Origin of the sequence: Bradyrhizobium sp. 149, from assembly GCF_023073915.1 — a bacterium.
Classification (GTDB): Bacteria; Pseudomonadota; Alphaproteobacteria; order Rhizobiales; family Xanthobacteraceae; genus Bradyrhizobium.
The window spans coordinates 944,255-967,550 of sequence record NZ_JADPKK010000022.1 but is presented as its reverse complement, the minus strand read 5'-3'; the positions used below and the strand labels follow the sequence as shown (position 1 = coordinate 967,550).

Here is a 23,296-nt window from a genome sequence, read left to right as displayed (position 1 = left end):
TGCAGTATCCGACCTGCACCGGAAATTTCGTCGGGCGTGGTCGGACAGTGTGGCTGATTGATTGTCACCCACAGCGGCGTAGACTTCTCTCGAGAGGTGGACTTCTCTCAAGAGAAGGGCGCAATCTCTGCGCGCTCAGGAAACGGCAGCGGCGCCAAATCGAACCGCGGAACATTGTCAGAATTCCGGGATGAGTGATGGACGACCCTCACGACAGAGTAACCGAACGCCGGCAGCTCACCGTTCTGTTCTGCGACGTCGTTGATTCAACGGGCCTCTCCGAGCGTTGCGACATCGAGGATCTGCGAGAAATATTGCTGGAATTCCAGGCGATAAGCTCGCAATGCATCAGCAATGCCGGAGGCAGCGTCGTCAACTACATCGGCGACGGCATTCGTGCGGAATTCGGCTATCCCCTCGCATCGGAGAACGAGGCCGAGAGCGCGGTACGCGCCGGCCTGGTGTTGTTGCGGGCACTTCGCGAACTCAGTGAGCGCGCCATTGCGGCGATCCAGGAACCGCTTCGCGTTCGGATCGGGGTCCATACGGGCGTAGCGGTGATCGGCAAGGCGGGGCCGGGCCATGTGCACGATGCGACGGAGATCGTCGGCGATACGCCCAACATCGCATTCCGGTTGCTGGAAATGGGTGAGCCAAATTCACTCGTGATCAGCGGTGAGACCAGGCGCCTCCTCCGCGGCAAATTCGCCCTGCAACCGCTCGGTATGCGTTCGCTCAAGGGACTGTCGCGAAAAGTCGAGGTCTTTCTCGTCGTGGGCGAGGCGTTGGAAGATGGCGCCGGCCATCGTGCACGCCGTCGCAATGCCTCGCGCCTGGTGGACAGGGTCGCTGAAATGGGCCAGCTGCTGCAAGCGTGGGAGCTGGCGCGGACCGGGCAGGGGCGTACGGTGGAGATCACCGGGGAGCCCGGGATCGGCAAATCGCGCCTGGCATTGGAGCTGATCGAAAGGGCCGCGCTGCCGGACGAGCTGATCCTGGTGGTCCAAGCCTCCGCCCCGCATCAGAGCACACCGCTATACCCGATCATCAGAGCCCTTGAGCAGCGCATCGGCATTGCCAGAGATGAAGACGCCGAGGCGAATTCGGCGCGTCTGCGTGGTTTCATGGCCGAGACGTGTGGCGGCGCCGAGGAGCAGTTGACGCTGATCGGTCAGATGCTCGGTTTACCGATGTCGGCGGCGTCAGGCCCGACAATTCCCGATGCACAAGAGCAGCGTCGGAAGACGCGCGATGCGGCGGTGCAGCTGTTGATCTCGCAAGCGCGCGGCGAGGCCGGCCTGATTCTGGTGGAGGATTTTCACTGGGCCGATCCATCGACGATCGAGATCGTGGAGCGCATTGCCGGCCAGATCGGTGCCACGCGGAATCTCCTGGTGGTCACCAGCCGAGCGTCTGTCGTCGGTAACGTATCGCCGATGATCCTGCGCATCGTGCTTCAGCGGCTCGACGACGAGCACTGCCGCGATCTCGCAGGATCGGTCGTACGCGACAAACAGCTGTCGAGCCAATTGATCCAGCAGGTTGTCGCACGATCGGACGGTGTGCCGCTGTTCGTGGAAGAGTTGGCTGCGGCTGCCCTGGAGACCGGCCAGGTCGATCCCGGCGTCAGAACGGCCGGCGCCAGCGGACCTTCCGAAGTGCCATCGGCGCTCTACGATTCCCTGATGCTGCGTCTCGAGCGGCTCGGCAATGCCAAGGCGGTCGCGCAGCTCGCGTCGGTGATCGGCCGAACCTTTCCGCATCGGCTTCTTGACGCCGTTGCCGGCGAGCTTCACGACGCCCTCGAACCCGCCCTCGAGCGGCTGCGAGCGTCTGGACTGATAGGGCTCGAGCGCAACGACGACGAAAAGATCTACTCCTTCAAGCATGCCTTGGTCCGGGACGTCGCCTATTATTCGCTTCTGAAACGGCAGAGACGAGAGCTTCACGACCGCGTGGCTGCGGAGATCGAGCTCCATCTGCCAGAGATTACCATGACGGAACCCGGCTATCTCGCCCAGCATCTGTCTGAGGCCGGACGCACCTCCCGAGCGGCGCAGATGCGGCTGAAGGCGGCCCAGCAGGCTGCAGAACGTTCGGCAAATCTGGAGGCGATCGCCGAGCTCAACATGGCGCTGGAGGAGATCAGGAGGCTTCCAGAGGGACTTGAACGGAACAATCTGGAGCTGAACGCCCAACTCGCGCTGATCGGACCGACGATCGCGCTACAGGGATTTGGCGCCGACGCGGTCGCCAACGTGAGCAGCCGTGCCATCGAGCTCTGCCGCGCCCTCGATAACGATCCGCGCATCTTTCCGGCGCTGTACGCAAGATGGTCTTACTTGCGCGTTGCGAGCAACGTGCGGGAGGCCGGCACGCTGGCGCAGGACTTTCTGACGCTCGCCGAGCAAAAGGGAACGAGGGCCGATCGGATGGTCGGACATCGGCTGCTCGGCACGTCGTTGCTCGACGGGGAGACCGAGCAGGCGTGCGTTCATCTCGATCGGGCAGCCAAGCTCTACGATGCTGCCGCCGACCGCGCCACGGCCGTGACATACGGCACCGACGTGCAGATCACGAGCCTGTCAAATCTGTGCATCTGCTCCTGGCTGGTGGGGCGAGTGACCGATGCGGTCACGCACGGCCGAGAGGCACTCGGACACGCGCAGCAATTGTCGCACGCCCATACCCTCGGCTACGCCTACGCGCATGTCTGCATGATGTACACGCTGGAGAGGGACGTGCAGACGGTCCGGGCGCTGGCACAGCGGACGCTCGATGGGGCGATCAGACGGGAATTGCCGCTCTGGGTCTCGGTGGCGCGGACCTATCTCGGTTGGGCCGACGTCGAGAGCGGTCGCCTCGCGGAAGGGATCGATATGCTGGAGAAGCAGCGCGATTTCCTGCTGACGGCACACCTCGTCTACCAGCTGCCCACATATCTTTGCTGGCTCGCGGAGGCCTATGTCCGCGCCGACAGGCTGGCGGACGCCCGGCGTTGTCTCGATCAGGCGCGTAACGTCTTCGGGCGGGGTGGCAACTATTGGTATGAGGCCGAGTGCCTTCGGATCGAAGGTCGATTTGCCGCACATGCGCAGGTCAACGACATCTCGCTCGCCGAACGGAACTTCGAGCTGGCGCTTGCGCTTGCCCAGCGTCGTGGCCAGCGCGGATTTGGCCTGCGTGCCGCGGAGAGCCTTGCGGGCCTGCTCGCCGCCAAAGGCGAGACCGAGCGCGCCCGCACGCTCCTGCGTCACGAATTGCAGTTCTTTGCCGGTCAGCCGGACGGCGGCGATCGTTCGGACGCCAGCAGGCTGTTGCGCTCCCTCCAGGAGCGCTCGCGCAGCTGACAGCCCAGATCCGGGATAAGACCGCTTTCGCGGAAGGCCGACCGAATACGGTCCACTCCAGAAGGTCGATCTCGAGGCCTCCGGCAATTGGGACGTCGTGGCCAAGGCTCTTGGCGGAAGCGCCGACCGCTGGAGTGCCAATCAGCATTTCTTCGGTTTGACATCCCTCAAGAGAGCGCATTTCATATCGAATATGTCGATGTGAGGCCGCCTTTGGATACCGAGCTTGCGCGTACATTCCTGACCGTGGTCGCGACGGGCAATTTCATCACGGCCGCCGAGCGTCTTCACGTCAGCCAGTCCACCGTCAGCACGCGGATTCAGTCCCTCGAAGAGCTGCTTGGGTGCACGCTGTTCGTGCGCAACAAGGCCGGCGCGGCATTGACGGCAGCCGGGCGCCAATTCCAGCGTCACGCCTCGACCCTGGTGCGCACCGTCGAGCAGGCCCGGCATGACGTCGGCCTCCCCAAAGGCTTTAGCGGGGCGTTGGTGGTTGGCGGCCGCATCGGGCTGTGGGAGGAGTTTCTGCTGCTCTGGCTGCCGCGCATGCAGGAGGCCAATCCGCAAATCTCCATTCGCGCGGAGAGCGCGCTCGAGCCGGAGTTGATGCAGGGGCTGGTCGAAGGCCGCATCGACATCGGCGTGATGTACACGCCGCAAAGCCGGCCCGGCCTGAAAGTCGAACTGCTGATCGAGGAGCAACTGGTGCTGGTCTCGACCAATCCCAAAAGCGAGCCCGAGCCGCAGGAGGGCTACGTCTATGTCGACTGGGGACCGGAGTTCTATGCCCGCCACAGCGCCGTCTTCCCCAATTTCGCGGGGCCTGCGCTGACGGCCAATATCGGCTGGCTTGGGCTTCAGCATGTTCTGGCAAACGGCGGCTCCGGCTACTTCGCCCACCGGATCGTCGAGCCGCTGCTGAAGGCGCGGCGCCTGCACCTGGTGGCCGGCGCACCAAAGTTCTCCATGCCGGCCTATGTCGTCTCTTCGGTCGACCAGTCGGACGATCATGTGCAGAGCGCGATCGCGATCATGCGCGGCCTCGCCGCCGAGCAAGCGCGGCGCGTGATGGAAACGCCGGCGCGGCGCGTGCGCAAAATCCGCTGACAGCTGGCTCGCAGCGGCCGGACTGTGCTAGCGGCGCCGGTGCATGCGGGTTTCGGCAACCGCCGTCACCGCGCCGATCGCAAGCATTGCGACGATGATGTCCGCGGTCGCATCGAAGCCGAATGCGAGAACCGCAGCGGCGACCACCGCAGCAAGCATGCAGAAGGTAAAACCCTCATCGACGATCAATTGCCGCGCGCTGCCGAGGTGCGTTGCGGACCTGTCCGTCGAGCGCATGGGTTCGTGCCTACTGAAACAGCTTCATCGCGTTGAACAGTGTCTGGATGACGCCCGCAAGCAAAGGGATGCCTGCAAAGCTCCAGGCCAGCGCCAATTGCAGCGGCGTGGTTTTTACGGTCCGGGCATTATGCATGATGATGTCACGCTCCCGAGGGATTGTTGCTTGCCGCGGCGGCGGCAGCGATCTCGCTGGCGCGATGGGCCGGCTTGACCGCCGTCATCCGGAACACCCGATAGGTGATCCAGCTCAGCAGCAGCTGGGAGAATGACGCTTCGCTTCGCGATGTCGTTGTCATGGTTGCTCCTTCTGTTCCGCCGCGCGTTAAGCGCGCGCCGGCTCGAGACCTGCCTTGTCGTCTTTCATGTGATGGCGCTTGTCGACGGCACGGACGCAGAGGTTGGCGAGGAAGCCGACCACGAGCAGTCCGGCCATGATGTACATAGTGGTGTTGTAGGCCTGCGCCTTCGGCACACCGTGGGTGACGTTGTATTCGCGGATGTAGTTGATCAGCACCGGCCCGGCGATGCCGGCCATCGACCATGCCGTGAGCAGGATGCCGTGGATGGCTCCGACATAGCGGGTGCCGAACATGTCGCGCAGATAGGCCGGCACCGTGGAAAATCCGCCGCCATACATGCTGACGATGATCAGGAAGCACAGCACGAACAGCACGACGTTGCCGCTCGCGCCGGCATAGGGCACGGTGACGTAAAGCGCGAAGCCGAGCACCATGTAGACGAAATAGGTGTTCTTGCGTCCGATGAAGTCGGACAACGAGGCCCAGCTGAAGCGTCCGCCCATGTTGAACAGGCTCATCAGGCCGACCAGACCCGCGGCCGCGACCGCAGTGATTTGTCCCGGGAACATCTCCTGGCTCATCGCCGAGGCTTGGCCGAGCACGCCGATGCCGGCCGTTGTGTTGCAGAACAACACGATCCAGATCAGCCAGAACTGCGGGGTCTTGATCGCCTGGTAGACGAACACGTCGTTCTTCGTCATCAGCTTGGTCGCGGTTGTAGGCGGCACGTAACCTTCCGGTTTCCAGCCCGGCGCAGGCACGCGCACGATTGCGGAGCCGACCATCATGAAGACGAAATAGACGCAGCCGAGCGTGATGAAGGCGCCGAGCACGCCGACGTCGGTCGTGCTGGCGAACTTGCTCATCAGCCAGACCGAGAAGGGCGAGGCGATCAGTGCGCCGCCGCCAAAGCCCATGATCGCCATGCCCGTCGCCATGCCAGGCCGGTCAGGAAACCACTTCATCAGCGTCGAAACCGGGGAGATGTAGCCGATGCCAAGTGCGCAGCCGCCGACGACGCCGTAGCCGAGATAGATGATCCAGAGATTGTGGAGATAGACGCCGAGCGCCGAGATCAGGAACGCGCTCGCCCAGGCGACGCCGGCGGTGAACATCGCGCGCCGCGGGCCGCCTTCCTCGACCCAGCGTCCGAACACTGCGGCCGACAGTCCGAGGAACACCATCGCAATGGAAAAGATCCAGCCGAGCTCGGTCAGCTTCCAGTCGCCGGGTGCCGATTGCGTCACGCCGAGCAGCTTGGTCATCGGCAGGTTGAAGACGCTGAAGGCATAGGCCTGCCCGATGCAGAGGTGCACGCAGAGCGCCGCGGGCGGCACCATCCATCGGCTATAGCCCGGCCTTGCGATCGTATGCTCGCGATCGAGGAACCGCAGTGGCGAGCGTGCAGGCATTCCCGATGCGTCGAGCGTCGTTGTCATCTTCATCCTCCGCGTGCTTCGCCATTCTTGGTGGCGGCCGCTCGCCGCGGGCGATAGCTGCGCTGCCTAAGCTACGCAGGAGGACGATTTTGACAAACGAATAATATTAGCCGATGCAATCGGAATATTAGATATTAAAGGTGGTAGGCGTTTGAGGGGCAAGCAAAAGGTCCGGGCGGCACGCGCCGCCCGGACCTGACGAGCTACAAAGTCATCTGCATCGGTTCGGGATAATAATGGAATCCCTCACCGGCCTTGGCGACATGGCCATAGCCCGGCCAGGCGAAATGATAGGACATCACCGGGACCTTGTTCGCCGCAAGCATGGTCAGCAGTTTTACGCGTGACTCGGCCGCCTGCCTCGGATCGGTGTCGTAGGAAAATTCCATCCGCGGACGCTCCAGCAGCAGCACGGAATGGTGCGAGAGGTCGCCGAGGAAGGCGAACGACTTGCCGGCCGAGGAGACCAGGAAGATGCTATGGCCGACGGTATGGCCGGGCGCTGAGATCGCCTGCACGCCGGGCAGGAATTCCTGACCGTCCTTGAAGAACACGATGCGGTCGCGCACCGGCAGCAGGTTCTTGCGCGCGTGAACGACGAAATCCTTGGCCGCGCTGCCGAGCTTGCCTTCGTCGGTCCAGAAGTCGAAATCGGTCTGCGAGATGTAGATCTGCGCGTTCGGAAACAGCGGCTTGCCGCCGTCGTCCACGATGCCGCCGATGTGGTCGATATGGGCGTGCGAGCAGACCACCGCATCGATATCCCCGGGCTTGATGCCGGCCTCGGTCATGCTCTTCTGTTGCCGCCCGGTGGTGGGGCCGAACATCTTCGAACTGCCCATCCCTGTATCGAACAGGATGAGCTTGTCGCCGGTATTGACGATCGGCGAGTTCTGCTCGAGCACGACATTGTCCGGCGACAGGAAATTGTCGGCCAGCATCTTCTTGACCTCTTCCTTGGGAACGCCGGTGAAGGTCCCGGAGGGGTCGCCGAGCGGAAGCGGTCCGTCGGATACGATGGTGACTTCGGCATCGCCGAGAACGAAGCGGTGCCAGTAGGGCGTCTGGGTGCCGAGCTTGGGAGCGCGCGCCATCGCGCTGCTGCCGAGCATTGCGCTGGCACCAAGGCCAGCCCCGAGGGCCAACAAGGACCGACGTGAGACATCGATTGTCATGCGTTTCCTCCGCTTTGTCTTTTGTTTTGCGCAATTGGTCGCGCGTTACATTCGGCCTGCGCCGATCGTCGAATGCTGCGCCGGTTCAGGGAAGCGAGCAAGGGGAATTGATTTGGTGATGATCGCGGCTTGCTGAAGTTGATGCGCAATTCCGGCGCGCGACAAAAGACGTCCGTTGCCGACGTTCTTCTCGTCAGCACGATCCGACCGGTGCGGCCGAATGCAGTCAATGATTGTGTCGCGATTGTGTCTGCTGGCCGCGCGATATTGCGGGACCGCAAGATTCTTTCTACGTCGCGAACGCCGCCTCACGCAATTCGCGGCACGAGGTCATTGGCTTCCGTTTCGGCAAAGCCTGCCTGCAAAACCTCTTCGCGCTTGTGGCGCAGATGCGCACGCAGGATGTGGGCGAGGCCGACGCCGTCGCGCCTCTGCAGCGCGTTCAGGATTGCATCGTGCTCCCTCACGGCGACTGCCCAACGCTCGGGCGTCATCGGCGTGACATAACGCGCGCGCCGGATGCGCGCTGTCACGGACGTATACAGGCCCGCGAGCACGGGGTTTCCGGCTGCAGTGACGATGCCTTCGTGAATGGCGCGGTTGCCGCGGTAATACTGGATCAAATCGCCCTCGCGATAGTGCCGCACCATGTCGGCATGCGCGGCGGCGACCTCGTCGATTTCGGCGTCCGTGATGCGCTCGCAGGCGAGCTCGCCGGCGAGCGCCTCGAGACCCTGGCAGACCTCGAACAGGTCGCGCATGTCCTTGTCGGTCAGTTTTGCCGCGCGCGAGCCGCGGTGGGGCAGGAGCTGCACGAGCCCTTCGGCGGCGAGCACCTTGAGCGCCTCGCGTAGCGGCGTGCGCGATATCTGCAGCCGCTCGCACAGCTCGCGCTCGGGAATCCGCGCGCCCGGCGGGATTTCGCCGTCGAGCAGGATGGCGCGGATGCGGCCGACGACTTCCTCATGAAGCATAGGTCTAAAGTCCATTTTGCATTCAGAAATGAAGTTATATGCGGAGTGTTGCAAGTTCCAGCTTGTAAATCGAGAATTTTGCATTCAAAAATGTAGAAAAGCAGAAGGACATGAGGAAATGGACCAGCAAGTGGAGGCGGAAGACCTTCTTTTCGAGCGCCAGGACGGTATCGGGCGGATCACTTTCAACCGCCCGCAGGCCCGCAACGCCTTCACTTTCGCGATGTACGAGCGGCTCGCCGCGATCTGCGAGGAGATCAACGACGATCACGCGATCAAGGTGCTGGTTTTGCGCGGGGCCGGCGACAAGGCGTTCGCTTCGGGCACCGACATCAACCAGTTCCGCGAGTTCAAGTCGCCCCAGGACGCGATCGACTACGAGAACCGCATCGATCGGGTGCTGACCACGCTTGAGGCGTGCCGGGTGCCGACCGTCGCGGCGATCAACGGATTCTGCACCGGCGGCGGCGCGGGCATTGCCGCGGCCTGTGACCTCCGCATCGGCACCCAAAGCGCGAAAATCGGCTTTCCCATCGCCCGCACCCTCGGCAATTGCCTGTCGATGTCCAATGTCAGTCGTCTCACCGCGCTGATCGGCGCCGCGCGCGTCAAGGATCTGATCTTCACCGCACGCCTCGTCGACGCCGTCGAGGCCGCAAGTGTCGGGCTGCTCGGCGAAATCGTCGAGGATCTCGCCGCGCTCGACAAGCGCGCAGACGAGATTGCCCGGCTCTTGGCCAGCCACGCGCCGCTGACGCTGAATGCGACCAAGCAGGCGGTGGCGCGCCTGCAAAAGCGGCTGGCGCGGGACGAGGGCGAGGACCTCATCCTGATGTGCTACACGAGCCAGGATTTTCGCGAAGGGCTCGATGCTTTCCTCACCAAGCGCGCGCCGCAATGGCGCGGCCAATAGGACGCCCCGATGCAAAGCGACCGATCGCAATCAACCTCCCGCCGTTCGGGGCCGCTTGCCGGCCTCAAGGTCATCGATCTCACCCATGTCATGGCCGGGCCGACCTGCACCCTGATGCTGGCCGACATGGGCGCCGACGTGATCAAGATCGAGAAATCGCCGAACGGTGACGATACCCGCCACTCGGTGCCGCCGAAGATCGGCGACGAGGCTGCCTCCTTCCTGATGATGAACCGCAACAAGCGCGGCGTCGTACTGGACCTCAAGACCGACGGCGGCAAGCAGGTGCTGCGGCGGCTGATCGCGGGCGCCGACGTGCTGGTCGAGAACTTTGCGCCGGGCGCCATGGAGCGCCTCGGTTTCGGCTACGAAGACCTGCACAGGCAGCATCCGACGCTGATCTATTGCTCGCTGTCGGGCTTCGGCCGTACCGGACCCTACAAGCATCGCCGCGGCTTCGATCTGGTCGCCCAGGCCATGAGCGGCATCATGAGCTTTACCGGCGAACGCCCCGATGGTCCGCCCGTGAAATGCGGCCCGCCGCTGTCCGACATCACCGCCGGCCTGCTGGCGAGCATGGGTATCCTCGCGGCCTATACGCACCGTCTCAAGACCGGTGAAGGGCAGTGGGTCGAGACCTCTCTCTATGAGGCCGCGCTGGTGCAGACCTACTGGCAGTCGACCATCGCGCTCGCCGCCGGCACGGCGCCGCGCGCGATGGGCTCGGCGCATCCGCTCAACGCGCCATATCAGGCCTTCGAGGCCTCGGACGGCTGGCTGGTGGTCGGCGGCGCCAACAAGAAGCACTGGCTGTTGATGCTGGAGGCCCTTGGTGCGAGCGAGCTTGCCTCCGATCCGCGCTTCGTCACCGGAGCCGACCGCATGGCGCATTTGAAGGAGCTCGAAGCCGTCCTGAGCGAGCGCTTCCGCACCCAGACCCGGGCGCACTGGCTGGCGGCACTGGACGAGAAGGGCGTGCCGTGCGGACCCGTGCACGACATGCTGGAGGCCTTGAGCGATCCGCAGACGCTGGCGCGCGAGATGGTCGTCGAGGTCGAGCATTCCACGCTCGGTCCCGTGAAGACGATCGGCTTGCCGGTCAAGTTTTCGGAGACCCCGGGCAAAGTGCGCACGGGCGCGCCGGTCTACGGTGAGCATACAAGCGAGGTGCTGGTCGAGCACGGGTTCGACCAGAAGCAGATCGAAGCGCTCGAAAAAGAAGGCGCAATCGTCCTGGCATCAGGAAGACGCGAGGAACGCGTCGCCTGACCGGACGTCGAGAACGACAAGAACAAGAGACAAAAATCAGCTGGAGGAAATCATGGGTCGGACGTCAAAACTTCTGCTCTCCGCAGCCGCAGCCGTGCTCGCCGGCACGATGCCGGCGCTCAGCGCCTGGCAGCCGCAAAAGCCGATCGAGTTCGTGGCGACCGCCGGGCCCGGCGGCGGCACCGACAATCTCGCGCGCGCCGTGCAGAACATCATCACCAAGCACAAGCTGGTGGAGCAGCCGATCGTCGTCGTCAACAAGGGCGGCGGCAGCGGTGCGGAAGGCTATGTCTACGGCAAGGCGTCCGCCGGCGATCCCCACAAGGTCATCTTCGGCACGTCGAATGCCTGGCAGCAGCCGCTCGTCTCCAAGGTCGCCTTCAACTACACCGATCTCACTCCGATCGCGGCGATGGCGCAGGACGAGTTCCTGCTCTGGGTCAAGCAGGACGCGCCCTACAAGACGGCGGGCGACTATCTGAAGGCGGCCTCATCGGGCGAATTCAAGATGGGCGGCGCGCAGTCAAAGGACACGGACGAGGTGCTGACCCGCATGATCGAGAAGGCCGGCCACATCAAGCTGACCTATATCCCCTTCAAGAGCGGCGCCGAGACCGCCGTGCAGCTCGCCGGTGGACACCTCGACTCCCACGTCAACAATCCCAGCGAAAGTCTCGGGCAATGGCGCGGTGGGACGCAGCGACCGCTTTGCGTTTTCAGCCCGAAGCGGCTGCCGCAGGGCGCCAAGGTCACCGCGACCGAAGGTTGGGGCGACGTTCCGACTTGTGTCGAGCAGGGCCTCGACATCAAGCAATATGAGCAGCCGCGGACGGTGTGGCTCCCCGGCAAGGTCACGCCGGACCAGGCCGCGTTCTATGTCGAATTGATGAAGAAGGTGCAGGCGACGCCGGAATGGAAGGACTACATCGAGAAGAGCTCCCAGATCGATACGTTCCTGACCGGTGCCGAGCTCGACAGCTTCATCAAGGACGACCTCGAGCGCGTCAGGCAGGTCGCAGGCGAGCAGGGCTGGTTGGTCAAGTGAGGCGGTGAAGCCGCAATGATGTCCTGACGTCCCGTGACGGACCGGAGCTCCCTCGATGATATCGCGCCGCGCTCTCGAACTTGCGACCGCCTTCCTCACCGGCGGCTTTGGTGTGGCCGTCGTCGTCTCCAGCCTCGATAACGGCATCGGCTGGTCGAGCGCGGGCGTGGACGCCGGGACGTTTCCGTTCCTGACCGGGATCATCATCGTGCTCGGCAGCCTCTACAATCTGGTGCGGGGCGTCGTGCCGGCCGCGACGCTCGCCAGCGTACCAATTGCCATCACGGCGATTGAGCTGCGCCGGCTTGCCGGCCTGTTCGTGCCGGCCGCGATCTTCGTGGCTGCGATCCCGTTGCTCGGGATGTACGTCGCCTCAGCCCTGTACATATTCGCGGTGCTGGCGATCCCTAGACAACAATCCGTGCCGCGCGCCCTTGGCATGGCGGCAGCGACGGCGCTTGCGCTCTACATCGTGTTCGAGCGCATGTTCCAGGTGAGCTTGCCGCACGGCGCGCTCGCCGCGGCGTTCGGCTTCTGACGGAGAGGCCGATGGACAATCTCGGGGAACTCCTTCACGGCTTCAGCATCGCGGTCACGCTGCCGCATCTGGCGTTGATGGTGATCGGCGTGCTGCTCGGCATTCTCGTCGGTGTGCTGCCTGGGCTCGGTGCTCCGAACGGGGTCTCGCTGCTCTTGCCGCTGACCTTCGGCATGCAGCCGGTCTCCGCCATCATCCTGCTCTCGAGCATGTATTGGGGCGCGCTGTTCGGCGGATCCGTGACCTCGATCCTGTTCAACATCCCGGGCGAGCCGTCGTCGGTCGCTACCACCTTCGACGGCTATCCGATGGCGCGCGACGGGCGGCCGACGAGGGCGCTCGCGACCGCCTTCGGCTCGGCGGCATTCGGCGCGCTGATCGGCGTCATCCTGATCACCTTCCTCGCATCTTGGGTGGCGCAGGTCGCACTCGCCTTTGGGCCGGCGGAATATTTTGCGGTCTATTTCCTGGCCTTCGCCAGCTTCGTCGGTATGGGCGGGGCGGCGCCGATCAAGACCGTCGTGGCGCTTGCAATCGGTTTTGCCATTGCCGCGATCGGCATCGACACCGTCTCCGGCAGCGTGCGCCTGACCATGGGGGTTGACGAGTTGGTCAAGGGCGTAAACTTCGTCGTCGCCGTGATGGGCCTGTTCGGCATCGGCGAGCTGCTCGTCGCGGTCGAGGAAGAATTTCATGCCCGCGCGGTCTCCTCCAAGATCGAATGGCGCGAGGTGTTTCGCGCGATCGGTCGCCTGCCGCGCCACAGCGTGGCGCTGCTGCGCAGCGCCGCCATCGGATGCTGGATGGGGATCACGCCGGGCGGCCCGACTGCGGCATCCTTCATGAGCTACGGCATCGCCCGTCGCTTCTCGCGCCGTGGCCGGTACTTTGGCACGGGGGAGGTCGAAGGCATCATTTCGCCGGAAACGGCCGATCACGCTGCCGGCACCAGCGCGCTGCTGCCCATGCTCTCGCTTGGCATTCCCGGCTCGGCCACCGCGGCCGTCATGATGGGCGGGCTGATGATCTGGGGTCTCAATCCCGGGCCGATGCTGTTCGTCGACCAGAAGGACTTCGTCTGGGGCCTGATCGCCTCGATGTATGTCGGCAATATCGTGGCCGTCGTGCTGGTGCTGCTGACCGTGCCGGTGTTCGCGGCGCTGATGCGGATTCCCTTCGTCGTCATCGCGCCGCTGATCGTGATCATCTGCGTCGTCGGCGCCTATTCGGTGTCGAACTCCTATCTGGACGTGGTCATGATGCTCGGCTTCGGCGTCGTCGGCTATCTCTTCAAGAAGCTGTTCTATCCGCTGGCGCCGCTCGTGCTTGCGATCGTCATCGGCGACAAGGCCGAGGACGCGTTTCGGCAGTCGATGCTGATATCCAAGGGAACACTCGGAATCTTCTTTGCCAACAAGCTGGTGACGTGCCTGATCGTGGCCGGCATCGCGCTGTTGCTGCTTCCGCTCGTGCTGCAGCTGCCGCGCCTCTGGCGCAAACCCGCATCTGCCGCGACCGAGACAACGGCTCAAGAGACAGCTCGAGAGAAGGTGACCATATGACCGCAAAGCCGCTCATTGCACTGGCAATGGGAGATCCCGCCGGCATCAGCCCGGAGCTGACTGCAAAGCTCGTGGTGCAGGACGACATCCGCGCCCACAGCCGGATCGTCGTGGTCGGCGATCGCCGCATCTTCGACGAGGGCGCGCGCGTTGCGGGCGTCACGCCGGAACTGACCATGGTGGAGCAGGGGGCTGACTTGCACGCGGCGGAGGGCGAGACGCTGTTCGTCGATCTCGGCCACCTCGATCCCGGCGACATCAGGCAGGGAATTGCGAGCCTTGCCGGCGGCCGGTTCGCGCTTGCCAACTACAAGCGCGCGCTCGAACTCGGTCGCGACAGCCGGGTCGATGCCGTCTGCTTCACCCCGTTCAACAAGCAGGCGATGCGGCTCGCCCGCGCCGAGTATGACGACGAGATCGCGTTCTCCGCGGAAGTGGTCGGACTGAAGACCCCCGCAAGCGAGTTCAACGTGCTGGACCGCCTCTGGAACGCACGCGTGACGTCGCACATTCCGCTCAAGGACGTCGCCGCGCGACTGTCCGGCGAACGCATCCATCGCGCGCTCAAGCTGACCGATTCCTGTATGCGCAATGCCGGCTTCGCCCGGCCGCGCATCGCGGTCGCCGGGCTCAATCCCCATGCCGGCGACGGCGGCAATTTCGGCCGTGAGGAGATCGATGTCATCGGGCCCGTCGTTGCGGCCGGCCAGAGCGAGGGTATCGCCGTCGAAGGGCCGTTCCCTGCCGACACGGTGTTTTTGCGTGCCAAGGGCGGCGCCTTCGACGCGGTGCTGACGATGTATCACGATCAGGGCCAGATCGCGATGAAGCTGATGGGTTTTGATCGCGGCGTGACGTTGCTCGGCGGCTTTCCGTTCCCGATCTGCACGCCCGCCCACGGCACCGCCTATGACATCGCAGGCCAGGGCATTGGATCAATCGGGGCCAGCCGCGCTGCACTGCTGCTGGCCGCGGACATGGTGGCTCGTCGCGTCGCCTGATGTCTCGGAGGGGAGGAGAGCGCCTGCTTGGGCCTGCGGTGGCGGTGTGTAGTTTCGGGTTTTCCGGGAAAAAGCGGAAACTTCCGCCGTCGTAACGAGTTGCCGTCCCATGAACGTCTCCATCTCGGAGCTGGAACATGGTCGACGACGATCCGCTACGAATGGCGGTGGATATTGCTTGGTCCGTTTACCGCGCCCGGCATCGCGACGTCGATGCCGCGGATAGTCGTCGTTGCCTGCTCGAACGTCATCTGCAAGGGAGATGGGAAGCGCGCGGGAGCGATGCCGAAGAACTCACGGGATTCGGGATCGCCTACCTCGATCGGCTTCCCGACGACGAATGTTGAGGCTCGTGGAAGGGCTCGTCTGCCGGGTCGCGGCCGCAAGTGCAAGGCCGAAGTGGACGCTGCTCGCGATTTCGAACCTTCTGTCCGCCGCGATCGTGATGATCGTGCGCGCGGCGGTTTAACGGGTAGCCTTCCATGCGCATCGCCCAGCTTGCTCCCTTGGCCGAAAGCGTCCCTCCGAAGCTCTACGGCGGCACCGAGCGGGTAGTGGCCTGGCTGGTGGACGGGCTGGTCGAGCTCGGCCACGAGGTCACGCTGTTTGCGAGCGGCGATTCCAGGACGAATGGTGCGCTTCATCCGGTCTGGCCGCGCGCGCTGCGTCTCGGACGGAAGGGGGTGGACCCGACCGCCGCGAGCGCGATGCTGATGGAGGCGATCGCAAGGCGTGCGAAGGAGTTCGACGTGATCCACGCGCATATCGACTGGCTGTCGCTGCCGTTGCTCAGTCGTCTCGGCGTGCCGTTCCTCACGACCATGCACGGTCGCCTCGACTTGCCTGGGTTCCCCGACGTGGTTCGGCAATTCCCTGAAGCATGCTTCGTGTCGATTTCCGATCATCAGCGCCTGCCGCTTCCGGATGCAAAATGGATCGGAACCATCCCGCACGGTCTGCCGTCCGATTTGTTTCGCCCGTCCTACGAACAGGGGTCCTATTTGGCGTTTCTCGGGCGTCTCACCGCAGACAAGGGTCCGGAGGACGCTATCCGCATTGCGCGCGCAGTCCAGATGCCCCTCCGCATCGCCGCGAAGATCCCGCGCGCCGAGACAGCCTACTTCAGCAAGCACATCGAGCCCAACATCGACGGCGAGAACATCCGGCTTGTCGGTGAAGTCGATGACGCGAAGAAACAGCCCTTCCTTGCCGAAGCCGCTGCGCTGCTGTTTCCGATCGATTGGCCCGAACCGTTTGGGTTGGTCATGATCGAAGCGATGGCATGCGGAACCCCGGTGATCGCCTATCGCTCCGGCTCCGTCCCCGAAGTCATCGAGCACGGATTGACCGGCTTCATCGTCGACAACGAGGAGCAGGCCATCAAGGCAGTCGGCGAATTGGGCAAGCTGGATCGAAGGAAGGTGCGCGCCCGCTTCGAGGAGCGCTTCTCCGCAAGGCGAATGGCGAGGCAGTACGAAGACCAGTACCGTAAGCTGGCCGCCGCTCGGGAATTCATCACTGAACCGTCGGAAACGTGAAAGGACCCGGCGATGTCGCTCGGAAAAGCGGGGCAGATTTGCATCTTTCTGGTCTTCGCTCTGGCGGCGCCGCCGGCGTTCGCCGTGGGGATGGACGCCGCCGCCATCAATTCCGCCCAGCCGACCAACAAGACTCTCTCGAACGAGAAGCCGACGCCGGCCGGCGTCCGGCTGCAGGTGCTCCTGGACAGGGCGCATTTCTCGCCCGGCGAGATCGACGGCAAGTTCGGAGAGAACGCCAGGAAGGCGCTGCGTGCCTATGCGGAAGCGCAGCAATCGCCGAGTTCGGAGGCTCTGTCGGAGGACGTCTGGAAGGCGCTGCTGGCGGACGACCGGCCGGTAACGGCGACCTACACGATCACTCAGCAGGACGTGTCGGGTCCTTTCCTGAGCAAGCTTCCGCCGAGGATGGAGCAGATGAAAGGAATTCCGAAGCTCGGATTCACGAGTCCGCGTGAAGGATTGGCCGAGAAATTTCACATGAGCGAGGAGCTCTTGGCGACGCTCAACCCCGGGCGCCGCTTCGATCGGGCCGGCGACACCATCGTCGTCGTGGATACTGCGAGCGGAGGCGCCGCGCTTGCCAAAGCCGACAGGGTCGAGATCGACAAGAGCCGACAGACGTTGAAGCTGTTCGACAAGTCGAATGCGTTGATCGGATTTTATCCAGCGACGGTCGGAAGCGAAGAGAAGCCGTCTCCCTCGGGCACGCTGAAGGTCACGGAGATCAGCCGCAATCCATACTACCGCTACAATCCCGATTATCACTTCAAGGGCGTCCATTCCCGCAAGCCGTTCACCATCAAGCCCGGTCCGAACAACCCGGTCGGCACCGTCTGGATCAACCTCTCCGCCGAGAGCTACGGTATTCACGGTACGCCTTCGCCGAACAAGATTTCCAAAGCGGAATCCCACGGCTGCGTGCGTCTCACCAATTGGGACGCTGAACGCGTGGCAGCCAGTGTCTCGAAAGGTACGCCGGTCGCGTTTGTGGCGAGTGCCGGCTGACGCCAGCGTCTCGCTCCAGCATCGCTGTCTGACCTGGCGCTACTTCGCGATTGGCGTCGTCAGTTCCTTGTCGGCCGTATCCACCACGAACACGGCGAGCAGCTTCGCGGGCTCGGTGTCGCTGGCATTGGCGCTGACGCCATGGCGGTCGCCGGGTTTTTCGGAGAAATTCTCTCCCTTGTGAAAGACCTTGGCGGGGCTGTCATTCACCTGACTGCGGATCGCTCCTTCCAGGACCGTGGCGTAGATGAAAGCCGAGCGCGCGTGGATATGAGCCGGCGAGGACCCTCCGGGACCATACTCGACCAGTACGCCTTTCATGCTCTTGCCCGCGGCATTCGGCAGGGCCTGGTCGAACACGACCGTCACTTTGGCCAATGGCGCAGCCGTCTCGGCTGCATGGGCCGTCAGGAGAGATGCGGTATAAACCGCAATTGCCGTCAGCAATCTGCGCATGGGATTTCCTTTATTGCTGTTTCGATCGTGATTTGCGTGACTTGCGGGTCTTCAGAGCCCCGCAAGCCATGTTGCCAGCGGCGTTTTCCCGAGTCTGGCCTCGCCGAGCGGGTTCAGCGATGTGTCGTCAATGGGAGCGCCGTAATAGGTTGCCTTTGGGTCTCCCATCACCGGCCGGACGTCGCCGGACGCCTTCAGGCGCCGTGCGATGAATTCATTGAAGGGAGCCTTCTCAGGTCCCGCGATATCGATCGTGCCGTTGAGCGGCTGGCCCATCGCGACCTCGGCGAGGCGATCGGCTACGTCTTCAGCGGCGATCGGCTGGAACAGTGCGGAAGGGACGACGATCTTTCCCTCGACCACAGCCGTTTCGGCGATGGGGCCGAGGAATTCGAAGAACTGGGTGGCGCGCACGATCGAATAGGGGACCGGAGATGACTTGACGATGGTCTCCTGCGCGAGCTTGGCACGAAAATAGGCAATGTCGGGCGAGCGCTCGGTCCCGACGATCGAGAGCGCCACATGATGCTTCACGGCCGCAGCCGCCTCGGTCGCGGCGAGATTTTTGCTCGAACGCTCGAAGAATTCCAGCACGGCGGCAGGCTCCCAGGACGGCGCGTTGGCAACGTCGACCACGACATCCGCGCCAGCCAGCGCCGCAGCGAGGCCTTCCCCGGTCACGGCGTTCACGCCTGATTTCGGCGAAGCTGCCACGGCGTCGTGGCCTTGCAGCTTGAGTTTCGCGACGAGCTTGGATCCGATCAATCCGGTCCCGCCGATCACGATGATCTTCATGGCATGTCTCCTTGGGCATTTTGCGAGCGTGGGATGGTCAGGGCCATGCGGTGCCCACGCTCTGCTGATGTAGGCGGCGTTTTACAGGAGCAATGCGGCAGGCTCTTGCCTGGAACGGGCCTGCCTTGCCGAAAAATGCTCAAGACATCGCGTCGCGAGGCGTCGGCAATGAGTCAGGGGTCAGTCCGCACATCGAGCGGATGCCTGCGCGCTGCGAATTGTGCTTCGCATTTCGATTTGCGGGAGGAAGGCAGTCGGCGCTCAGGCGAGCGCCAATGGCTGGGCCTGATGGTCTCTGCGATGATGACAGAATGCCGGTGTTTTGCCCGACGAGTCAAACAATCGCTTGCGCAAAAAAAAACGCTGTGTCTTCAACCCCATCGCTACTGTGCATGGGGTTGTTTTTCACCTTTTTGGTTGAACGTGCGGTTCTACGCGCCGCAGACGATCACGCCGTACCAGCCGAGCCCGCGATAGGTCTCGTAACCGGGCGTCGCATGGAACGCGACCAGCGTGCCCGTGCGATCCTGGTAGAAGCCGGAACGCTGGCCATTGAGCGACAGCGAGATGCGTTCGCTGAGGATACCTTGTCCATCGGAAGCGGCGATGACGCGAAGATTGGAATCCACCAGCAGCACGCGCGCCTTGTCGCTGTCGCCGACGCGCACGCCTTGCACGATGGCGCGGGCCTGCGCCTCCCAGTCGAAATGGATGGCGAGCACGCCGAGCGGCGCGCCGTTGGCCTGGCCGCCGGCGCGGACGCTGGCGCAATAGGTCGCGACCTGCGCATTGCCGAGCAGCGGCTGGTTCTCGACGTCGCCGGCGACATAGTCATCGCCGGAGCGCAGGGTCTTGGCCTCGCGAAACCATTTGGTGTGGGCGACGTTCTGGCCAACGGCGCGAAAGCGGTCGGCGCGGCCGTTGGCGATGACGTTGCCGTCGAGGTCGCAGAGCCAGAGGTCGAGATAGACGGTGTAAGCCCCCAGGATCACGCCGAGACGCTGCGAGGCGTGGGAAACGGCCGCGGCGCTTGGCGAGGCCGCGCAATCAACCACGGCGGAGTCGGTCGCCCACCAGCGCACATCGCAGGTCCGTTCATAAAGGTTGCGGTCGATCAGCTCAACGGCGTTGAGCGACAAATCGACCATGCGCTCGCCGCGCGAGCGCTGGCTCATCCGGTTGATCGAGGCGACGAGATCGCCGGTCCGTTTCGTCAGCTGGCTTTCGAGCTCGCGGGCGATGGTCTCGACCTGCTGCCCGACGCCGCGCACCTCCTGCGCCACCACCGCGAAGCCCGCGCCCTGCGCGCCGGCGCGCGAGCTTTCGATCAGCGCATTCAGCGCCAGCATCTTCATCTGGTTGGTGATCTGCTGGATCGACTTGGTCTTGTCCACGGCGATTTGGTTGACCTCCGCCGTGAGGCGGTTGATCAGCGCGGAGATGTCGGAATCATCATCGGCGGGTTCTGTTGCGGTCGGCTTGGCCTTGAGACCCAGCGCAGCGGACATCGGGGGACTTCCCTTGGCAATGAGGTCTGATCTGCAACGAACCCGGAACAATCACTGACAGATCGAATACGAGTCTTTTTCGAAGATTCCGCCTAACGCCTGCTTAATTTGCTGTTTTGCGGAATGCTCAAATGATAGTCAGTCCGCGTAGCGAATCGGCAATCCACTGCTTTGTGCGGCGCAGACATTGCAAATCCCGGAGGATTCCGGGCCAATCGTCCCGCCGGCCGGGCGTATGCGCTACCTCCGGCTCCCAGGTTCCTCAAACCAACCGCTGTTCATGACGCCGCCCGCCACCGCCTTGCCCGTCGAAGCGCCCCAGGCGTTCCTGGGAGTGGCACGTTCGCTCACCGACAAGCTCTGGCGCGACCGGCTGGACGCGCGCGGGGCGGCGAAGGCGCTTGCCATCGTGCAGCGGCACCAATTGCCTGAGCTGCTGGCGCGGGTGCTGGCGGGGCGCGGTGTCGACATCGATGCTGTCGCGGATTTCCTCGATCCAACCATCCGCAAGCTTCTGCCGGACCCGTTCACGGTGACGGAGATGGAGGCCGCCGCGAAGCGGATCGCGGATGCCGCAGCGAACGGCGAGAAGGTCGCGATCTTCGGCGATTACGATGTTGACGGCGCGACTTCGGCGGCGCTGCTGGCCTGGCATCTGCGCCATTGCGGGCTCGATCCGCTGATCCACATTCCCGACCGCATCTTTGAGGGCTACGGGCCCAACACGGAAGCCGTGCGTGCGCTGGCCGCCAAGGGCGCCACGCTGCTCGTCACCGTCGATTGCGGCACCACCAGCATCGAGCCGCTCGCCGAAGCAAAGCGTCTCGGCATGTCCGTGGTCGTGATCGACCACCATCAGGCCGGCACGGAGCTGCCGGAGGTCGACGCGCTGGTCAATCCGAACCGGCTCGACGATCTCTCCGGCTTAGGCTATCTCGCCGCCGTTGGGCTCGTGCTGGTGACGCTGGTCGCGGTCAATCGTGAATTGCGCCAGCGCGGGTTCTGGAATGCGGAGATGCCCGAGCCCGATCTGCTCGGCATGCTGCATCACGTCGCGCTCGGCACGGTTGCCGATGTCGCGCCGCTGATCGGTCTCAACCGCGCCTTCGTCGCCAAGGGCCTGATCGCGATGCGGCGGCGCGACCATGTCGGCCACACCGCGCTGATGGACGTGGCGCGGCTCAACGGCCCGCCGGATGCCTGGCATCTCGGCTTCATGCTGGGACCGCGCATCAACGCTGGCGGCCGCATCGGCCGCGCCGATCTGGGCGTGCGGCTGCTCCTGGAGGGTGACAGCGTCGAGGCCGCGCGGGTCGCGGCCGAGCTCGACCGCCTCAACAGCGAGCGCCGTGTCATCGAGCAGGCCGCCGAAGCGCAGGCCGAAGCCGAGGCGCTGGCCTCGATCGGCTTCGAGGACAAGATCGGCGTGATCGTGACGGCCTCCGAAGGCTGGCATCCCGGCGTGGTCGGTCTCGTTGCGTCCCGGTTGAAGGAGAAGTTCTCGCGGCCCGCCTTCGCGATCGCGCTGGAGCCCGGCGGCATCGGCACCGGCTCCGGCCGCTCGATTGCCGGCGTCGATCTCGGCAAGGCGGTGCGGCAGGCGGTCGCCGACGGCATTCTGCTCAAGGGCGGCGGCCACGCGATGGCTGCGGGCGTGACGCTGCGGAAGGAAAAGCTCGCCGAGTTTCGCGCCTACCTCGAGAATGCGCTGGCGCGCGATGTTGCCGAGGCCCGCCACGTCAACGAGCTCTATATCGACGGCGCGGTCTCCGCGCGTGCCGTGACGACGGAGCTTGCAACAACGCTCAACCGCGCAGGTCCATTCGGCAGCGGCAATCCGGAAGTCGTGCTGGCGCTGCCGGCGCACCAGCTCGTCTATGCCGACGAGGTCGGACAGGCGCATCTGAGGCTACGCTTCAAGTCGGGCGACGGCGCCATCGTCAACGGCATCGCGTTCCGTTCGGTCGGACAAAAGCTCGGCAACGCGCTTGTTGCCAATCGCGGCCAGCAATTGCATGTCGCGGGATCATTATCGGTCGATCGCTACCAGGGCGCCGAGCGTGTGCAATTCCGTGTCACCGACGTCGCGCTACCCGACAAGGGACCATCCATGATTAGATAGGTCCGGCAAACAACTAAAAAGCAAACAATAAAAAAGGGAGTGAAGATGGCAGGGCAGGTTGAGGGCAAGGTCGCGCTGGTGACCGGCGGTGCCTCCGGAATTGGCGAGGCCATCGTCGAGCTATTCGTGCGCGAGGGCGCCACCGTCATTGCCACCGATATCGACGAGCTGAGAGGCCCCGAGCTCGCCAATCGCATCACCAAGGCCGGCGGCAAGGCGATTTTCCTGGAGCAGGACGTCACCAGCGAAGAGCGCTGGATCGAGATCGTCGCCGAGGTCGCGGAGCGCTTCGGCCGGCTCGATATTCTCGTCTCCAACGCCGGCATCGGCATTGCCGTGCCCTCGATCGTCGACATGACGCTCAGCGACTGGCGCAAGCAGAACGCGATCAACCTCGACGGCGTCTTTCTCTCGGTCAAGCATTGCCTGCCCTTGATGCGCAAGACCGGCGGCGGCTCGATCATTATGATGTCCTCGCTCGCGGGCCTGCGCGGCTCGCCCGGGCTGTCGGCCTATTCGGCGACGAAGGGCGGCGTGCGGCTGTTCGCAAAATCGATCGCGATGGAGTGTGCGGCAGCCGGCGACGGCATCCGTGTCAACTCCGTCCATCCTGGCATCATCGACACACCGATCTGGGGCAAGATCCCGACCGGGGCGACCGGAAACCAGGGCAATGCGCCGATCGATCCGGAGGAGCGCGCGCGCGTCGTCACGCCGCTCGGCCGCGCCGGCCAGGCCGCCGAGATTGCCTCCGGCGTGCTGTATCTGGCCTCCGATGCCTCGCGCTACGTCACGGGCAGCGAACTCGTCATCGACGGCGGCATGAACGCCGGTGGCGTGCCGCGGCGGCAATAAGCCGCGCGCGGGCTGCGAAGGGCAGGGTGGCGCCCGCAGGGGCTGACGCGCAGGCGCAGCCCCCGTACAACGCAGGCAGATCCCGACCGACAGAGGTGTCCT

The 23,296-nt window shown here is 64.1% G+C and carries 23 protein-coding genes and 1 pseudogene; 15 read left to right on the top strand and 9 right to left on the bottom strand.

Features of this window, described 5'->3' with window-relative positions; genetic code table 11:
- Window positions 1-197 precede the first annotated feature (197 nt).
- The 3 genes and pseudogenes from IVA88_RS22300 (at window position 198) to IVA88_RS22290 (ending at window position 4,457) form a co-directional block, all read left to right on the top strand.
- Window positions 198-3,350: an adenylate/guanylate cyclase domain-containing protein gene (locus tag IVA88_RS22300; protein ID WP_247499315.1), complete on the top strand. Its 3,153-nt coding sequence runs from the start codon at window positions 198-200 to the stop codon at window positions 3,348-3,350.
- A 34-nt stretch (window positions 3,351-3,384) separates the two neighbouring features.
- Window positions 3,385-3,480: pseudogene (locus IVA88_RS22295) on the top strand (haloacid dehalogenase type II); the annotation flags it as partial.
- Between the two features lie 83 nt (window positions 3,481-3,563).
- Window positions 3,564-4,457 (top strand): LysR family transcriptional regulator, encoded by an 894-nt coding sequence (locus tag IVA88_RS22290; protein WP_247499314.1) that lies wholly within the window; start codon window positions 3,564-3,566, stop codon window positions 4,455-4,457.
- A gap of 27 nt (window positions 4,458-4,484) precedes the next feature.
- Here IVA88_RS22290 and IVA88_RS22285 read toward each other — a convergent pair whose 3' ends face one another.
- The 6 genes from IVA88_RS22285 to IVA88_RS22265 all read right to left on the bottom strand — a co-directional run bounded on the left by IVA88_RS22285 (window position 4,485) and on the right by IVA88_RS22265 (window position 8,584).
- Complete coding sequence (locus IVA88_RS22285) at window positions 4,485-4,694, bottom strand: hypothetical protein (protein WP_247499313.1); 210 nt, start codon at window positions 4,692-4,694, stop codon at window positions 4,485-4,487.
- A 10-nt stretch (window positions 4,695-4,704) separates the two neighbouring features.
- Window positions 4,705-4,830, bottom strand: a complete 126-nt coding sequence (locus tag IVA88_RS32490; protein ID WP_256466821.1) for a hypothetical protein — start codon at window positions 4,828-4,830, stop codon at window positions 4,705-4,707.
- 7 nt (window positions 4,831-4,837) lie between these two features.
- Complete coding sequence (locus IVA88_RS22280; protein WP_247499312.1) at window positions 4,838-4,993, bottom strand: hypothetical protein; 156 nt, start codon at window positions 4,991-4,993, stop codon at window positions 4,838-4,840.
- Between the two features lie 26 nt (window positions 4,994-5,019).
- A complete protein-coding gene (locus IVA88_RS22275; protein ID WP_247499311.1) occupies window positions 5,020-6,435 on the bottom strand; it encodes an OFA family MFS transporter in 1,416 nt (471 codons plus the stop codon).
- Between the two features lie 203 nt (window positions 6,436-6,638).
- Window positions 6,639-7,610, bottom strand: coding sequence for an MBL fold metallo-hydrolase (locus IVA88_RS22270; protein ID WP_247499310.1), 972 nt, complete (start codon window positions 7,608-7,610; stop codon window positions 6,639-6,641).
- A 308-nt stretch (window positions 7,611-7,918) separates the two neighbouring features.
- The gene (locus IVA88_RS22265) at window positions 7,919-8,584 is read right to left on the bottom strand and encodes a GntR family transcriptional regulator (RefSeq protein ID WP_247499309.1); all 666 of its coding nucleotides are present in this window, start codon (window positions 8,582-8,584) and stop codon (window positions 7,919-7,921) included.
- A 118-nt stretch (window positions 8,585-8,702) separates the two neighbouring features.
- Between IVA88_RS22265 and IVA88_RS22260 the strand changes: the two genes are divergently transcribed.
- From IVA88_RS22260 to IVA88_RS22220, 10 genes are all read left to right on the top strand, one after another.
- Window positions 8,703-9,497 carry an enoyl-CoA hydratase/isomerase family protein gene (locus IVA88_RS22260; protein ID WP_247499308.1) on the top strand — a complete coding sequence of 265 codons (795 nt, stop codon included), beginning with the start codon at window positions 8,703-8,705 and terminating at the stop codon, window positions 9,495-9,497.
- Window positions 9,498-9,506: 9 nt separating this feature from the next.
- Window positions 9,507-10,766 carry a CoA transferase gene (locus IVA88_RS22255; RefSeq protein ID WP_247499307.1) on the top strand — a complete coding sequence of 420 codons (1,260 nt, stop codon included), beginning with the start codon at window positions 9,507-9,509 and terminating at the stop codon, window positions 10,764-10,766.
- A 52-nt stretch (window positions 10,767-10,818) separates the two neighbouring features.
- Window positions 10,819-11,811, top strand: a complete 993-nt coding sequence (locus IVA88_RS22250; RefSeq protein WP_247499306.1) for a tripartite tricarboxylate transporter substrate-binding protein — start codon at window positions 10,819-10,821, stop codon at window positions 11,809-11,811.
- Window positions 11,812-11,866: 55 nt separating this feature from the next.
- Window positions 11,867-12,349, top strand: a complete 483-nt coding sequence (locus IVA88_RS22245; protein WP_247499305.1) for a tripartite tricarboxylate transporter TctB family protein — start codon at window positions 11,867-11,869, stop codon at window positions 12,347-12,349.
- Between the two features lie 11 nt (window positions 12,350-12,360).
- Window positions 12,361-13,911 carry a tripartite tricarboxylate transporter permease gene (locus IVA88_RS22240; RefSeq protein WP_247499304.1) on the top strand — a complete coding sequence of 517 codons (1,551 nt, stop codon included), beginning with the start codon at window positions 12,361-12,363 and terminating at the stop codon, window positions 13,909-13,911.
- The gene (locus IVA88_RS22235) at window positions 13,908-14,912 is read left to right on the top strand and encodes a 4-hydroxythreonine-4-phosphate dehydrogenase PdxA (protein WP_247499303.1); all 1,005 of its coding nucleotides are present in this window, start codon (window positions 13,908-13,910) and stop codon (window positions 14,910-14,912) included. The genes IVA88_RS22240 and IVA88_RS22235 overlap by 4 nt, the downstream gene beginning before the upstream one ends.
- Window positions 14,913-15,049: 137 nt before the next feature.
- Complete coding sequence (locus IVA88_RS22230; protein ID WP_247499302.1) at window positions 15,050-15,259, top strand: hypothetical protein; 210 nt, start codon at window positions 15,050-15,052, stop codon at window positions 15,257-15,259.
- On the top strand, window positions 15,253-15,381 hold the full coding sequence (locus IVA88_RS32485) for a hypothetical protein (protein ID WP_256466820.1): 129 nt from the start codon (window positions 15,253-15,255) through the stop codon (window positions 15,379-15,381). The genes IVA88_RS22230 and IVA88_RS32485 overlap by 7 nt, the downstream gene beginning before the upstream one ends.
- A 13-nt stretch (window positions 15,382-15,394) precedes the next feature.
- Complete coding sequence (locus IVA88_RS22225) at window positions 15,395-16,450, top strand: glycosyltransferase family 4 protein (RefSeq protein WP_247499301.1); 1,056 nt, start codon at window positions 15,395-15,397, stop codon at window positions 16,448-16,450.
- A gap of 12 nt (window positions 16,451-16,462) precedes the next feature.
- Window positions 16,463-17,458, top strand: coding sequence for a L,D-transpeptidase (locus IVA88_RS22220; protein ID WP_247499300.1), 996 nt, complete (start codon window positions 16,463-16,465; stop codon window positions 17,456-17,458).
- A 39-nt stretch (window positions 17,459-17,497) separates the two neighbouring features.
- Here the strand turns inward: IVA88_RS22220 and IVA88_RS22215 are convergent, their stop codons facing one another.
- From IVA88_RS22215 to IVA88_RS22205, 3 genes are all read right to left on the bottom strand, one after another.
- Window positions 17,498-17,914: a cupin domain-containing protein gene (locus tag IVA88_RS22215; protein WP_247499299.1), complete on the bottom strand. Its 417-nt coding sequence runs from the start codon at window positions 17,912-17,914 to the stop codon at window positions 17,498-17,500.
- 51 nt (window positions 17,915-17,965) lie between these two features.
- Window positions 17,966-18,709, bottom strand: a complete 744-nt coding sequence (locus tag IVA88_RS22210) for an SDR family oxidoreductase (RefSeq protein WP_247499298.1) — start codon at window positions 18,707-18,709, stop codon at window positions 17,966-17,968.
- A 431-nt stretch (window positions 18,710-19,140) separates the two neighbouring features.
- Window positions 19,141-20,217: a methyl-accepting chemotaxis protein gene (locus IVA88_RS22205; protein ID WP_247499297.1), complete on the bottom strand. Its 1,077-nt coding sequence runs from the start codon at window positions 20,215-20,217 to the stop codon at window positions 19,141-19,143.
- A gap of 280 nt (window positions 20,218-20,497) precedes the next feature.
- On the opposite strand from IVA88_RS22205, the gene recJ reads away from it, so the two are divergent.
- Entirely contained in the window at window positions 20,498-22,339 is a 1,842-nt protein-coding gene (gene recJ / locus IVA88_RS22200) for a single-stranded-DNA-specific exonuclease RecJ (RefSeq protein WP_247499296.1), read from the top strand.
- Window positions 22,340-22,384: 45 nt separating this feature from the next.
- Window positions 22,385-23,194 (top strand): glucose 1-dehydrogenase, encoded by an 810-nt coding sequence (locus IVA88_RS22195; protein WP_247499295.1) that lies wholly within the window; start codon window positions 22,385-22,387, stop codon window positions 23,192-23,194.
- Window positions 23,195-23,296: the final 102 nt, after the last annotated feature.

Bases quoted from the DNA above. Each gene is read 5' to 3' on its own strand.
- IVA88_RS22225 (WP_247499301.1), top strand. From the start codon at position 15,395: ATGCGCATCGCCCAGCTTGCTCCCTTGGCCGAAAGCGTCCCTCCGAAG.
- IVA88_RS22270 (WP_247499310.1), bottom strand. From the start codon at position 7,610: ATGACAATCGATGTCTCACGTCGGTCCTTGTTGGCCCTCGGGGCTGGC.
- IVA88_RS22210 (WP_247499298.1), bottom strand. From the start codon at position 18,709: ATGAAGATCATCGTGATCGGCGGGACCGGATTGATCGGATCCAAGCTC.
- IVA88_RS22285 (WP_247499313.1), bottom strand. From the start codon at position 4,694: ATGCGCTCGACGGACAGGTCCGCAACGCACCTCGGCAGCGCGCGGCAA.
- IVA88_RS22260 (WP_247499308.1), top strand. From the start codon at position 8,703: ATGGACCAGCAAGTGGAGGCGGAAGACCTTCTTTTCGAGCGCCAGGAC.
- IVA88_RS22215 (WP_247499299.1), bottom strand. From the start codon at position 17,914: ATGCGCAGATTGCTGACGGCAATTGCGGTTTATACCGCATCTCTCCTG.
- IVA88_RS22245 (WP_247499305.1), top strand. From the start codon at position 11,867: ATGATATCGCGCCGCGCTCTCGAACTTGCGACCGCCTTCCTCACCGGC.
- IVA88_RS22250 (WP_247499306.1), top strand. From the start codon at position 10,819: ATGGGTCGGACGTCAAAACTTCTGCTCTCCGCAGCCGCAGCCGTGCTC.
- IVA88_RS22300 (WP_247499315.1), top strand. From the start codon at position 198: ATGGACGACCCTCACGACAGAGTAACCGAACGCCGGCAGCTCACCGTT.
- IVA88_RS32485 (WP_256466820.1), top strand. From the start codon at position 15,253: ATGTTGAGGCTCGTGGAAGGGCTCGTCTGCCGGGTCGCGGCCGCAAGT.
- IVA88_RS22235 (WP_247499303.1), top strand. From the start codon at position 13,908: ATGACCGCAAAGCCGCTCATTGCACTGGCAATGGGAGATCCCGCCGGC.
- IVA88_RS22205 (WP_247499297.1), bottom strand. From the start codon at position 20,217: ATGTCCGCTGCGCTGGGTCTCAAGGCCAAGCCGACCGCAACAGAACCC.
- IVA88_RS22195 (WP_247499295.1), top strand. From the start codon at position 22,385: ATGGCAGGGCAGGTTGAGGGCAAGGTCGCGCTGGTGACCGGCGGTGCC.
- IVA88_RS32490 (WP_256466821.1), bottom strand. From the start codon at position 4,830: ATGCATAATGCCCGGACCGTAAAAACCACGCCGCTGCAATTGGCGCTG.
- IVA88_RS22220 (WP_247499300.1), top strand. From the start codon at position 16,463: ATGTCGCTCGGAAAAGCGGGGCAGATTTGCATCTTTCTGGTCTTCGCT.
- IVA88_RS22255 (WP_247499307.1), top strand. From the start codon at position 9,507: ATGCAAAGCGACCGATCGCAATCAACCTCCCGCCGTTCGGGGCCGCTT.
- IVA88_RS22275 (WP_247499311.1), bottom strand. From the start codon at position 6,435: ATGACAACGACGCTCGACGCATCGGGAATGCCTGCACGCTCGCCACTG.
- IVA88_RS22230 (WP_247499302.1), top strand. From the start codon at position 15,050: ATGGTCGACGACGATCCGCTACGAATGGCGGTGGATATTGCTTGGTCC.
- IVA88_RS22265 (WP_247499309.1), bottom strand. From the start codon at position 8,584: ATGCTTCATGAGGAAGTCGTCGGCCGCATCCGCGCCATCCTGCTCGAC.
- IVA88_RS22280 (WP_247499312.1), bottom strand. From the start codon at position 4,993: ATGACAACGACATCGCGAAGCGAAGCGTCATTCTCCCAGCTGCTGCTG.
- IVA88_RS22240 (WP_247499304.1), top strand. From the start codon at position 12,361: ATGGACAATCTCGGGGAACTCCTTCACGGCTTCAGCATCGCGGTCACG.
- recJ (WP_247499296.1), top strand. From the start codon at position 20,498: ATGACGCCGCCCGCCACCGCCTTGCCCGTCGAAGCGCCCCAGGCGTTC.